The sequence below is a fragment of the Streptomyces sp. NPDC048603 genome, from assembly GCF_043199475.1.
Lineage (GTDB): Bacteria > Actinomycetota > Actinomycetes > Streptomycetales > Streptomycetaceae > Streptomyces.
Genome location: NZ_JBICVY010000021.1, coordinates 57775 through 69566, shown reverse-complemented (window position 1 = coordinate 69566; position 11792 = coordinate 57775). Strand labels below are relative to the sequence as shown.

Sequence of the window (11792 nt, the reverse complement as noted above, 5' to 3'; positions counted from 1 at the left end):
GATATGACGGGAGGGCACGGCAGGCCCCCGGGAGCAGGTGAGTACCGCGGCCGGTCGGGCACGGGTGCCGAGAGAGTGAAGGTGTGTGTGGGCGGACGAGCCGTCCGCCCGGACCCGCCGAAGCGGGATGCCGGCCCGGTCAGCGGCTCACAGGCCGGTCAGGTCACCGGGATGCGGACCCACGGCCTGACAGCACGGGGAGAGCGGCGACGTCGGCGTGGCCCACCAACTCCCAGAAGTGCTCCGGCAAGCGGGTCAGCCATCGGGCGCGTTCGTCGGCGATCTCCCGCAGTCTTGCCTCTGCGCTGCCGGCCACCACATGGCCCATGTAGCGCTCGGTGATCCGCGTGTACTCCTGGCGCAGCACTCCCAGCGCGTACTGGACCCGTCGCTTGTCGACCTCGGCGAGTTCCGCGAGTGGCGCGAGCCGGCTCTTCCAACGGCTCTCCACGGCCTGCGCCAGCAGTCGGATGACTTCGGCGATCCGGCCGATGGTCTCCCGCAGGTGTTCGGGAGTCGTCCCCAATGCCCATGCCAGGGCCCGGGTCTGGCGCTCTTCGCCGTGCCGGCGCCGTTCTGTCTCCGCCCTGGCGTACGCGTGGATCTCCATCCCGATCCGGTGGGCCAGCCGTTCCCGGGTGAGCTGCCTGGGCAGGCGGTGGTGCCCAAGTGTCCTGGGACGTAGGGACATCAGCACGGGGGTCGGACACCACAGTACGTCGGCGAGGGCGAAGAGCTCGGTCTCCGACGGCACTCTTGTGCCCAGCTCCCATGCCTTCACCCGCTGCGGGCGAAGCCATACTCCCAACTGGGTCATTTCGGTTGCCACTTGTTCGCGGGTCATCCCCATCCGCAGGCGCGCCGCGCGGGCCTCGGCGGGAGAGAAGGGGGGTGTGGACATGCGGGGGTCACCTCAGTGGGGCCTCGCAGAGCCACGGAGGCTCCGCGGAACGGCGGTCTGGTCGAATCCGGTCGGCGGACGGTGCGGTTCCCCGGTCTCCCTCGACGTCCGCGAGGCCTTCCCGGTCGACGGCATCCAGCTCCGTGCGATCGGTGAGCCGGAACAAGAGGTTCGACAGGATGGCGGTCGGACCGCCGGGAGTGATGCCACTGCCCAGCACCGCCGGGACCGGCGGGGGCACGTGGCGAAATGCCGGGGAGTTGCTGACCGAAGTCAGCTCACGTCCTTCACCTGCTCGGGGGCCGCGATCGGCTCTGCTCCCCGTGGCCGGCCGGCTTCAGCGGCCCGGGCGCGGTCGAGACATCGCGCTCGTGGCCTATGTGGTTGAAGAGCAGATTCAGCGTGACCGCCACCAGGCAGCCCGCCGAGATACCCGAACTCGACACGGTCGCGAGCCGCTCGGGAAGGGCCTGGCAGAAGCGCGGGAAGGCGGTCGGAAAGATCCCGACCAGGCGGCAGCACCTCGTCTACGGGATGACGTGACGTCTTGGACTCGACTGACATCTGGCGTTCCACCTGCTGGCCCTCCACATCCGGCTGTGGCTTCGGGCCCGGGAACGCCGACCGAGCTGTGAGACGAGCGCGGTGACGCTGGGACGACCCTGGCGGACGACGGCCGTCGTCCACCTGCCGGAGCTGAGGTGACAGGTCCGACCCATGAGGGGATCCATGATGCGGAATCGAATTTCCGCGTTGAACGGAATGTAGAAAGCGCCCCGCGCCTCGTCAATCCCTCCCGCGCGATCGATGCGCGTGAGCCTCAAATCTGGAGCTTCCTCCAATTGCGAGTCGATCCGAAGCGCCGCCGGCCGCGCCCGCCGACGCCCGACTCGGCCGGAGACAGGCCCACACCCTCTTGCCCCGCCCGCCCCCACCCGGCCCATACGCCCACCGATCGGCCAGGACGGCCACCAGGCCAATCCCGCGGCCGGATTCAGCCAATGCCCCGGATTCGCGTGGTGCGGGTGAGTCGGGGGAATCATCCTCGACCTCGATGACGAGAACGCCTGACGGCTGCCACCTCAGGCGCAGGCGGACGGACTCGTCTTCCGCCCCGGGTACCGCGCGGCCATGGAGGACGGCATTGGTGGTCAGCTCACTGCAGATCAGGACGGCATCGTCCTTGAGATCGGCACAACCCCACGCGTCGAGATTGGCGGCGGCGAAGCGGCGGGCCGCACCGGCGGCTCTCTCATCGCTGCGGATCTCGACGCAGGCGGACACTGCCCGGTGATGCATCTGTCGGCCCTCCACACACCTGACGGTGGCTTCGGGCCCGGGAGCGCCGACCGAAATGCGGTGAGCATCGTGACGCTGGGACGACCCTGCCGGGCGGCGGAATCGTCGCCCGACCGACGGATCCTGCAAGAACAGGTCCGCCCCATGTTTCCGCTGGATGGAATCAAGATTCCATAAGCGGCCTACCAAAAATGTAGGAACTCCGCCTCCATTCGTCAACAGCCACCCGTCGATCGACCCGTGCAGATGGCTTTCCGGAGGTTCCTCCAGGTTCCCGCGAACCAGCCCCGATCGCCTTCAGGTGCCGGCACCGGCCTCCGCCCCTGGGGTTCGGCCGGCCTTCTCGGCGTCCGGGAAGAGGAGGGCGGGTTCGGCGAGGATGTCGCGGCCGGCCTCGCTCTTGTAGATCTCGTCCACGCTGCCGAACCGGGCTTCGGCGTAGTCGAGTTCGAGCAGGGCGGCGGCCCGGCGGACCGAGGCCTCGTCCGGGCCCTCGATCTCCAGGAAGGTGGGGAGGTCCGGCCAGGTGTCGAAATCGAAGGCGACTTCGCCCAGGTGCCACTCCTCGCGGTAGTTCTCCTGGTAGCGGACCTCACGCAGTCCGAGCCTCCGGAGGATGTCCGCCATGGCGTTCGGGTCGGCGATCTCGGTCTCGATCTCGGTGGTGCCGTCGATCGCGGTGGAGTCGGTGACCTGCTTGAGCGTGAGCGTGGACCGGGTGCCCTCGTCCCGCAGGCGGAGCCAGGCACCGTCGTCCAGGTGGTCGTTCTCGAAGATCCTGCGGGTGAGGAGGGTGCGGGGGAACGCCTGGACGGCGCCCAGCCCGGTGAGCCTGTCCTGGAGGCCGGCGACGTCGACGGCCAGGAACTTCGCCTCGTACTCGTGTTTCATCAGTCCTTCTTCCCTTGTCGGTGAACGGAGGGGCACGGCCGGCCGGATGTGAGACGTGGGTCACAGTTCGGGAAGTGGTGTCACACTCCGCGGGCCTGCGGCCTCTGCGCTGTGAACGCATCCACAACGGGAGGTCCTCCGATGTACCACCCTCCGGCCGACGCCCAAGCAGACTCGGCCACGCAGAAGTTCACCATGGTGCGCAGGCTGGCTGCCCTGCCCGCGGGCAGGGTGACGAAATGGGTCGTCCTCGCCCTCTGGGTGGCGCTGTTGGTTCCGGCCCTGCTGCTGGCCGGCAAGCTCGGCGAGGTGGAGGAGAACGACAGTTCCGCCTGGCTGCCCGGCAACGCCGAGTCGACGAAGGTGGTCGAACGGGCCCAGCGCTTCCTGCCCGCGGACACCCTCCCCGCGATCGTGGTCTACGACCGGCCCGAGGGCATCACCGATGCCGACATGGCCAAGGCCCGGGCGGACGCCGCGGCCTTCGGCCGGATCGGGAACGTCGTGGGGCAGCCGCAGGGACCGGTGAAGTCCCAGGACGGCAAGGCCATGCAGACCGTGGTCCAGATACGCAAGGACCGGACGGGCTGGGAGGGGATCGGCGAGGTCGTCGACGCGATGGGCAAGGTCGGCGCCGGTGAGCCGGCCGGTGCGGGCGGCGGCACGGACGGGCTCGGGTTCCACGTCACCGGGCCGGCCGGGAACGCCTCCGACGCCATCGACGCCTTTGCCGGCGGGGGCGGGCTGACGGCGATCACCGCGGCCGTCGTGGTCGTGATCCTGCTCGTCACCTACCGCAGCCCGGTGCTGCCCCTGCTGCCGCTGCTGACCGCGGGCGGTGCCCTGGTCACGTCGGAAGCGGTGATCTACCTGCTGGCGAAGCACGCCGGACTCACCGTCAACAAGCAGACGGGCTTCGTCCTGACAGTGCTGGTGTTCGGCGCCGCCACCGACTACGCGCTCCTGCTCGTCTCGCGGTACCGGGAGGAGCTGCGGCGGCACGAGGACCGGCACGAAGCGATGGCGGAGGCCCTGTACCGCTCCGGTCCCGCGATCGTCGCGAGTGCGGCGACCGTCGCGGTCAGCCTGGTGCTGCTGATGCTCGCCACCCTCAACTCCACTCAGGGGCTGGGCCCGGCCTGCGCCGTCGGCGTGCTCGTCGGACTGCTCGCCATGGTCACCCTGATGCCGGCCCTGCTCGTCGTCTGCGGCCGTTGGATCTTCTGGCCGGTGAAGCCGTCGTACGGATCGGCCGGCGCGGACGGGGGCGGCGTCTGGGCACGGGTCGGCACGGCCGTCGCCGCCCGGCCGCGGGCCGTGTGGATCGGCACCGCGCTGGTGCTCGGGGTCATGGCGACCGGGGTGTTCGGGCTCACGGCCGACGGGCTCTCCAGCAAGGACCAGTTCACGACGAAGCCGCAGTCGGCCGTCGGCGAGGAGATCCAGTCCCGCCACTTCCCGGCCGGGTCCGGCGACCCCGTGCACGTCGTGGCCGGAGCCGCCGCGGCGGACCGGGTGAGGACCGTGCTGTCCGCCGTACCGGGGGTCGCCGGCGTCTCGGTGCCGGTGGTCAAGGACGGCGAGGCGCTCATGCTCGCGGAGCTGAAGGACACTCCCGGCAGCACGGGCGCCATGCGCACCGTGGAGGCCGCGCGGACCGCGGTGCACGGGATCGAGGGGGCGCGAGCCCAGGTCGGCGGGAACACGGCGGTCATCCTCGACACCCAGGAGGCGGCCGCCCGCGACTCCAGGGTGATCATCCCGTTGGTCCTGCTCGTGGTGTTCCTCGTCCTCGCGCTGCTGCTGCGGGCGATCGTCGCGCCACTGCTGCTGATGGCCACGGTCGTGCTGTCCTTCGGGGCGGCCATCGGCGTGAGCAGCGTGGTGTTCGAGCACGTATTCGGCTTCGCCGGGGCGGAAGCGTCGTTCCCGCTCCTGACGTTCGTGTTCCTGGTCGCCCTGGGCATCGACTACAACATCTTCCTGGTCACGCGGGTGCGTGAGATGACCCTCGTGCACGGCACGCGGCAGGGTGCGCTGCTGGGCCTGTCCGCCACGGGCGGTGTGATCACCTCGGCGGGTCTGGTGCTGGCCGGCACCTTCGCGGCGATGGCCTCGCTGCCGCTGGTGTTCGCGGCCGAGCTCGGGTTCGCGGTGGCGTTCGGCGTACTGCTGGACACGATGGTCGTCCGCTCGGTGCTGGTCACCGCGCTGACGCTGGACGTGGGGCGCTGGATGTGGTGGCCGAGCAGGCTGTTCAGGCGCCATGACGACCACCTGCCGCCAGCCGGCGAAGCCGGCGCCGACCGGGACCTCACCCCCGTCCGGGCCGTATGACATCCATCCGGGCCGTATGACCCCCCAGTTCGTCCGACTGCCCCACCCGTCCCGGTCTGTCGGCCGGGTCGGGCCGGGGCACGGCCGTTAGCGTGGGGCCATGGGTGATCTCCTGCTGGTCCGGCACGGTGAGACCGAGTGGAGCGCCGCCGGGCGGCACACCGGACGGACCGACCTGCCGCTGACGGCCCGCGGGGAGGCCCAGGCCAGGGCGCTGGCGCCGTACTTCGCGGGCCGCGACCTCGCGTTCGTACTGATCAGCCCCTTGCAGCGGGCCCGGCGGACGGCCGAACTCGCCGGACTGCACCCCACGCAGGCCGACGAGGACCTGTGTGAATGGGACTACGGCGGCTACGAGGGGCTGACCACGGCCGGGATCCGGGAGTCCCGGCCGGACTGGTCGCTGTGGCGGGACGGGGTGCCCGCGCAGGCGGACGGCCGCCCCGGGGAATCCGCCGAGGACGTGGGGCGTCGCGCCGACCGCGTGCTGCGGCGGATCGGCCCGGCGCAGGCGGTGCCCGGCTCGGCGGACGGGGTCCTGGTGGCACACGCCCACCTGCTGCGCGTGCTCACCGCCCGCTACCTGGGGCTGCCGCCGGAAGACGGACGTCTGTTCCTGCTCGCCACGGCCACGGTCGGGCGGCTGTCGACCGAGCACGGGCTGCCCGTGATCGCCGGATGGAACCAACAGGTCGCCCCCGGGCCGGGAAAGGGAACGGCGACGGGAACAGGGACCGGGACGGGAACGGGGACGGGGACGGGCAATGCCGTCGGGAAGCCCGAGTGAGCGCGCCCGGCCCGTACCTATGGGCGGACGTCCCTCCGGTGGCCGGTTCCGTGGTGATGGCCACGGGCATCATCTCGATCGGTCTGCACCTCATCGGCCACGAGGCCTCCTCCGTGGTCGTCTTCGCCCTCGCCGTGCTGGTCTGGGTCCTGCTGGCCATCGGCTTCGTATCCCTGCTGCTCCAGGACCGGCGCAGCTGGCGGGCCCGGGCGGACACCCCGCCCGCGCTCACCTCGGTCGCGGCCACCTGTGTGCTCGGCGTCCGCTTCGAGCTGCTGGGGGCGGCCCCGGTGGCCGTGGCCCTGCTCGTGTTCGCCGCCGCCGTGTGGCCGGTGCTGCTGACGACCGTACTGCGGCACCTCGGGCGGCGGATGCCCGGCGGGGTGTTCCTCGTCTGCGTGGCGACCCAGGCCCTGGTGGTGCTGTCCGCCGTGCTCGCGCCCGGGTTCGGAGACTGGCTCGCGCGGGCGGGGCTGGTGCTGCTCCTGCTGGGTCTGGCCCTGTACGGGAACGCCCTGGCGCGCTTCGACCTCCGGCAGGTGCTGACCGGGGCGGGCGACCAGTGGGTGGCGGGCGGGGCCGTGGCCATCTCGGCCCTGGCCGGCTCCAAGCTGCTCGCCTCGGGGGTGTGGTCGGGTACCGCGTACACCGCGCTGCGGACGGTCACCCTCGTGCTCCTCTGGGTGTCCCTGGCCTGGTACGCCGTACTGGCGTGCGGTGAGGCCGTACGGCCCCGGCTGGACTACGACGTACGCCGCTGGGCCACGGTGTTCCCGATGGGCATGACGGCCGTCGCCTGCCTGTCGACGGCGGACGCGGCGGGAGTGTCCTGGCCGAAGGGGCTCGGGCAGGTGCTGTTGTGGGTCTCCTGCGCCGCCTGGCTCGCCGCCGCGTACGGCCTCGTCCGGTCCCGCCGGAACCGCACTGCCCCGGCGGCGGCCGACCGGACGCGTCCCGGCACCTGAGCCGGGACGGCGGCCCGGCGGGGGTAGCGGGCGGAGCGTAGGGCAGGTCGTGACATCCTGTGACGTATCAGCGCGCCGGAACAGGACGGCGGTGTCCGGGGGTTCGGCGGGACGGGATGGTCATGAAGCTCTGCTTCCTGGTGGAAGAGCACTACCGCCACGACGGCATGCCGGTCGAGGTGATCGGGCGGCTCAGGGAGTGGGGACACCGGGTCGACATCGTCCGGCCCGGCGGGTCGCTGCTGCACATGACGGGCGCGGTGAACGCCGGCAGCCATGACGCGTGGGTCCTCAAGACCGTGTCCGGCGGGCCCGGGCTCAGCCTGCTGGAAGCCGCCGCGGCGGCCGGGGTCACCACGATCAACGACGCCCGGGCGATACGCGGCGTACGGGACAAGGCCGTTGCGGCCGCCGTCGCCCGCGACCGGGGTCTGCCGGTGCCGCCGACGTACGCGGCGGCCGATCCGGCGCTGCTGGCGGAGATACCCGCCTCGCAGTACCCGCTGGTGGTCAAGCCCGCCGAGGGCAGCTCGGGCCGCGACGTACGCCTGGTGCCTTCGCCGGACCGGCTGCGCGAGCTCCCGGCCGGTCTGACGGGAGGTCCGACGGGCGGTGGGGGGCTGCTCATCGCCCAGCCGTACGTGCCCAATTCGGGCATCGACCTGAAGGTGTACTGCATCGCGGGCGAGGTGCACGCGACCGAGCGCCGCTCCCCGCTCCACCCCGACCATCCGGTCCGGGAACGCCGGGTGCCGGTTTCGGCGGAGATCGTCGACCTCGCGCACCGGGTCGGCCGGGTGCACGGGCTGGATCTGTACGGTCTCGACGTGCTGCTGGGCCCGGACGGGCCGGTCGTGGTCGATGTGAACGACTTCCCGAGCTTCCGCCAGGTGCCGGACGCGGCGGGCAAGGTGGCCCGGGCCGTACTCGGGCTGGCAGCGCGGGTGCCCCCGGTCCGGCCGCCGGAGCAGCGCGTCCCGGCCGGCGGTCCGGTGCGAGAGGTGGCGGGGGCGTGAGCGGCGGCAACCGCGGCCTCGGCGGCGACCGGGGCACGGGCGGCGACCGGCCATGAGGACCATCGGGCTGATCACGGCCGACCCGGAGCACCCCCTGCTCGCCGCCACCTCCGCGCTGCTCGGCGGGGCGCACCGGGTGACGGTGCTGCACCCTGAGCAGGACCCCGCCGACGTCCCGGGGCCGCTCGCCGACGTCTACCTGCTCAAGGCCCGGACGTCCGGCGCGCTCGCGCTGGCCCACTCGCTGGAGCTGCGCGGGTCCGTGGTCCTCAACTCGGCCGAGGCGACCCGGCTGTGCCAGGACCGTACGGCCATGGCGGACACGGCGCTCGCCGCCGGACTGCCGTTCGCACCGACGCTGGCCGCCGGTCCGCTGGGCCGGCTGGCGGCCGGGGACGGGCCGGTGGCGACCGGCCCCGTGGTCGTCAAGAGCCGGTACAGCCGGAAGCACGACCTGGTCGCCCGGGTCGTCGACGGGACGGAGCTGCGTGAACTGGCCGCGGCCTGGCCGGACGAGCCGGTCATCCTCCAGGACCTGGCCCCCGGCACCGGGTGGGACCACAAGCTGTGGGCGGTCGGCGACACGTACTTCGCGGCCCTGCGCCGCTCCGAGCTCTCCCCCGGCGGCCGCGGCCCCACCCTGTCGCTGGCCCTCGCCGACCTCCCGCCGGGCTGGCTGGACCTCGTCCGGACGGTCGGCGAGACGTTCGCCCTGGACGTGTTCGGGGTGGACGTCATCGACACGGGCGGCGGCCGCCCGCTCATCGTGGACATCAACGCCTTCCCCGGCATCCGCCACCAGCCCGGCGCCCCGGAGTCCCTGGCCGCACTCGCCCTCCGCAGCGCGCGCCCGGAGACCTTCTCCCCCCGGCAGCGGCTGATCGGCTCGCTGGCCGCCCTCGCGGCCGATGCGACTGTCCAGCAGGCATGGCTCACGCAATACGACGTGCCGACGGACGAACTCGCGCTCGAGTTCGACGACGCGCTGTCGACGGCGACCTGGCCGGCAGCGGACGGGCGACGGCTCGCCGAGCCCGTCATGGCCCGGCTGGGGGAGATCGGCGATCTCCTGACCGGGATGGGCGGGCCCGGGGATGCGGACCCCTGGACCGCGCAGGCCCTTGCCTCGGACGGCGGCTGGCAGCAGGTCCGCGACCTGAGCCGGCGGCTTCTGCACGAGCTGACCGGAAGGTGGGATCACCCGATGCCGAAGATCACCGTGCTCCGCTAGGTCGATGGACTGCGAGGCGCCGAGCCCAGGCGTGGAGATCGTCGGCCGTCCCGGGCTGCTCGACGGAGCACGGCCGGCCCACTGGTCCCGCGGTGCCCGCAAAGGCACCGGAACTCCCCTCAGGGTGTCGCCCGCATGCGGGTGACACCCCCTCGTCGTGCGTCCTACATGGAGGAGTCGTCGAACGGGTTGATCATCACGGTGGATGCCTCGCAGCTCGCGATCGCGCCGCTGCTGGCGCCGATCTTGCAGACCTCGAAGTAGGCGTTGTCGATCCAGCCGGCCTCCAAGTACGTGGTCCACGAGGCGGTCGTCTGGCCGCTGGGCACGGTCCGCATCTTCCAGACCTTGTGGCCGGCTTCACCGTTGGTGATGAGGCGGATGCCGATGACGTAGCCGTCGGTCGCACGGTCCTGGGCGGTGATCTGGATCGGGTCGAGACGGTAGGGGTTGATCTTCCAGCCGATGACCATCCGCCCGTAGTACCAGTTGGTCGAGACCGTCGCCTCGGTACCGGACGCCGCGGCCGCGGGGCCCGCGAGGAGCGGAGTGACGATCGCGGCCAGGGCCGCGGCGGTGACGACGAGGCTGCTCTTGAGGCGCAAGGATCCCCCAGGGAGAATGTGTTGGCTGGAAATGCCTACTCTAGCTCGAATCCGACCGTGCCTGACCGTGCCTCAGTTTGCGTCATCCACAGTGCCGTTCGGCCCTCCGCGGGCTCCTCGCGGGTAATCGGCACGCAGGCCCGAACAAGCGTGTGACTGCCTGCCGAGGCGTTCCCGAGGTCTGCCGGCCGGGTACCGCGACCGCCGCTGAACCCAGGCGTCTTCGACCCCGCCGTGCGCAAGTCGTGCGCAGCAAGTCGTGCGCGTCAAGACGAAGGCCGCCCGACCGTACGCTCGCACCGTGACCACGACATGGGAACCCACGATGGCGGGCGTGCTGCGACTTCCCTCAGGCCGGCTCGTCCGCGGCCGGGGATTGAGCCGGCCGCTCCCGCAAGGCCCGCAGCCCGCCTTCGCGCTCTATCTGCTGGGCCACCGGCCACCGCCGGTCACCTGGGAAAGCCTCTGGCTCCGCTGGCCCGACTTCTGGCTGCCGTCCGACCGCGCCACGACCGCCGACGCGCTGCGCGAGGCGTGGACACGCGCCGAGGCCGAACGCGTCGAGATCGCCTGCGCCGGTGGACACGGACGGACCGGCACCGCGCTGGCATGCCTTGCCGTCCTTGACGGGGTACCCAAGCGTGAGGCTGTCGCCTACGTCCGGGAGCACTACGCTCCACGCGCCGTCGAGACCCCTTGGCAGCGCCGCTTCGTCTCCCGCTTCCATTAGCGGCATCACCCATCAGCCACAAGCACAAGACGCTTCACCCACCCGGTGAACCTGCTCCCGGCCCCTCCGTCGACCACTCGGCGGCAGGTCAAGCAGCCGGGAGCGCAGGGAAGTCGTAGGCGACGCCAGTGAGACGTTCGGACGCCTCCCACAGGCGGGCGGCGGACACGTCGTCCAGGGTCCACCTGGCGCGCCGGGAGCGGACCGGGGCGCCGCGCCAGCCGAAGCGGGGGCCGATGAACTCGTCGGGGCGGACTCCGGGCGCGGTGGCGGCGTAGAGGGTGGGCAGGGCGCCGGCGGAGGCGGGCTGCGCGACGATCCGGTTGGCGAGCTCCATGATGCGTTCGGCCGAGCGCCGGCCCTCCTGCCGGGGGCCCGCGGTCTGGAGGTTGGTGGCCGCGTAGCCGGGGTGGGCGGAGGCCGCGACCATCCCGGACCCTGTGGCCGCCAGCCGGCGGGCCAGCTCGTGGACGAACAGCAGGTTGGCCGTCTTGGAGCGGCCGTACGCGACCCAGCGCCGGTAGTGGCGTTCGCTGTTGAGGTCGGAGTGGTCGAGGTCGGCGATCGCGTGGAAGCTGCTGGAGACGGAGACGACGCGGGCCGAAGGGGCGGCCAGCAGCCTGGGCAGCAGCAGGCCGGTGAGGGCGAAGTGGCCGAGGTGGTTGACGCCGAACTGGGTCTCGAACCCGTCGGCGGTCCGGCCGTACGGCAGGGCCATCACGCCCGCGTTGTTCACGAGCAGGTCGAGACGGTCGCCGTGCCGCTCGGCGTAGGCCGCGGCGAAGGTGCGGACCGAACCGAGGTCCGCGAGGTCCAGGGGCATGAAGTCGACCTCGGCGGCGGGGAGCCTGCGCCGGATCAGGGCCTCGGCGGCCCTGCCGCGCTCCGCACTGCGGCAGGCCAGCACCACCTGCGCCCCGTGCCGGGCCAGCTCGCCGGCGGTCACCAGTCCGATCCCGCTGTTGGCCCCGGTGACCACCGCGATGCGCCCCGTCTGGTCCGGCATGTCCACTGCGCTCCAGCCCGCCAC

The 11792-nt window shown here is 72.1% G+C and carries 12 protein-coding genes; 7 read left to right on the top strand and 5 right to left on the bottom strand.

The genetic code is table 11. The features are described 5' to 3' along the window. Positions 1-163 precede the first annotated feature (163 nt). On the bottom strand, positions 164-901 hold the full coding sequence (locus ACGFQ9_RS35890; protein WP_393579836.1) for a helix-turn-helix domain-containing protein: 738 nt from the start codon (positions 899-901) through the stop codon (positions 164-166). 402 nt (positions 902-1303) lie between these two features. Here ACGFQ9_RS35890 and ACGFQ9_RS35885 point away from each other — a divergent pair, with 402 nt between their 5' ends. Then, a complete protein-coding gene (locus ACGFQ9_RS35885) occupies positions 1304-1444 on the top strand; it encodes a hypothetical protein (RefSeq protein WP_393579834.1) in 141 nt (46 codons plus the stop codon). A 243-nt stretch (positions 1445-1687) separates the two neighbouring features. Here the strand turns inward: ACGFQ9_RS35885 and ACGFQ9_RS35880 are convergent, their stop codons facing one another. Both ACGFQ9_RS35880 and ACGFQ9_RS35875 read right to left on the bottom strand, forming a co-directional pair. Beyond that, complete coding sequence (locus ACGFQ9_RS35880) at positions 1688-2200, bottom strand: ATP-binding protein (RefSeq protein WP_393579833.1); 513 nt, start codon at positions 2198-2200, stop codon at positions 1688-1690. A 297-nt stretch (positions 2201-2497) separates the two neighbouring features. Continuing rightward, a complete protein-coding gene (locus ACGFQ9_RS35875) occupies positions 2498-3091 on the bottom strand; it encodes a class IV adenylate cyclase (RefSeq protein ID WP_393579832.1) in 594 nt (197 codons plus the stop codon). Positions 3092-3286: 195 nt separating this feature from the next. Between ACGFQ9_RS35875 and ACGFQ9_RS35870 the strand changes: the two genes are divergently transcribed. The 5 genes from ACGFQ9_RS35870 (at position 3287) to ACGFQ9_RS35850 (ending at position 9427) form a co-directional block, all read left to right on the top strand. Next, a complete protein-coding gene (locus tag ACGFQ9_RS35870) occupies positions 3287-5428 on the top strand; it encodes an MMPL family transporter (RefSeq protein WP_393579878.1) in 2142 nt (713 codons plus the stop codon). A gap of 100 nt (positions 5429-5528) precedes the next feature. Next, positions 5529-6215, top strand: a complete 687-nt coding sequence (locus ACGFQ9_RS35865; RefSeq protein WP_393579831.1) for a histidine phosphatase family protein — start codon at positions 5529-5531, stop codon at positions 6213-6215. Next, entirely contained in the window at positions 6212-7180 is a 969-nt protein-coding gene (locus ACGFQ9_RS35860; protein ID WP_393579830.1) for a tellurite resistance/C4-dicarboxylate transporter family protein, read from the top strand. The genes ACGFQ9_RS35865 and ACGFQ9_RS35860 overlap by 4 nt, the downstream gene beginning before the upstream one ends. Positions 7181-7302: 122 nt before the next feature. Further along, the gene (locus ACGFQ9_RS35855; protein ID WP_393579829.1) at positions 7303-8196 is read left to right on the top strand and encodes a RimK family alpha-L-glutamate ligase; all 894 of its coding nucleotides are present in this window, start codon (positions 7303-7305) and stop codon (positions 8194-8196) included. A gap of 52 nt (positions 8197-8248) precedes the next feature. Then, positions 8249-9427 carry a RimK family alpha-L-glutamate ligase gene (locus tag ACGFQ9_RS35850; protein WP_393579828.1) on the top strand — a complete coding sequence of 393 codons (1179 nt, stop codon included), beginning with the start codon at positions 8249-8251 and terminating at the stop codon, positions 9425-9427. Positions 9428-9591: 164 nt separating this feature from the next. Here ACGFQ9_RS35850 and ACGFQ9_RS35845 read toward each other — a convergent pair whose 3' ends face one another. Beyond that, positions 9592-10032: a hypothetical protein gene (locus tag ACGFQ9_RS35845; protein ID WP_393579827.1), complete on the bottom strand. Its 441-nt coding sequence runs from the start codon at positions 10030-10032 to the stop codon at positions 9592-9594. A 301-nt stretch (positions 10033-10333) separates the two neighbouring features. Between ACGFQ9_RS35845 and ACGFQ9_RS35840 the strand changes: the two genes are divergently transcribed. Next, positions 10334-10762, top strand: a complete 429-nt coding sequence (locus ACGFQ9_RS35840) for a protein-tyrosine phosphatase family protein (protein WP_393579826.1) — start codon at positions 10334-10336, stop codon at positions 10760-10762. Positions 10763-10850: 88 nt separating this feature from the next. Here ACGFQ9_RS35840 and ACGFQ9_RS35835 read toward each other — a convergent pair whose 3' ends face one another. Continuing rightward, positions 10851-11768, bottom strand: a complete 918-nt coding sequence (locus ACGFQ9_RS35835) for an oxidoreductase (protein WP_393579824.1) — start codon at positions 11766-11768, stop codon at positions 10851-10853. Between the last annotated feature and the right edge of the window lie 24 nt (positions 11769-11792).

Bases quoted from the DNA above. Each gene is read 5' to 3' on its own strand.
- ACGFQ9_RS35890 (WP_393579836.1), bottom strand. From the start codon at position 901: ATGTCCACACCCCCCTTCTCTCCCGCCGAGGCCCGCGCGGCGCGCCTG.
- ACGFQ9_RS35880 (WP_393579833.1), bottom strand. From the start codon at position 2,200: ATGCATCACCGGGCAGTGTCCGCCTGCGTCGAGATCCGCAGCGATGAG.
- ACGFQ9_RS35875 (WP_393579832.1), bottom strand. From the start codon at position 3,091: ATGAAACACGAGTACGAGGCGAAGTTCCTGGCCGTCGACGTCGCCGGC.
- ACGFQ9_RS35870 (WP_393579878.1), top strand. From the start codon at position 3,287: ATGGTGCGCAGGCTGGCTGCCCTGCCCGCGGGCAGGGTGACGAAATGG.
- ACGFQ9_RS35865 (WP_393579831.1), top strand. From the start codon at position 5,529: ATGGGTGATCTCCTGCTGGTCCGGCACGGTGAGACCGAGTGGAGCGCC.
- ACGFQ9_RS35855 (WP_393579829.1), top strand. From the start codon at position 7,303: ATGAAGCTCTGCTTCCTGGTGGAAGAGCACTACCGCCACGACGGCATG.
- ACGFQ9_RS35850 (WP_393579828.1), top strand. From the start codon at position 8,249: ATGAGGACCATCGGGCTGATCACGGCCGACCCGGAGCACCCCCTGCTC.
- ACGFQ9_RS35835 (WP_393579824.1), bottom strand. From the start codon at position 11,768: ATGCCGGACCAGACGGGGCGCATCGCGGTGGTCACCGGGGCCAACAGC.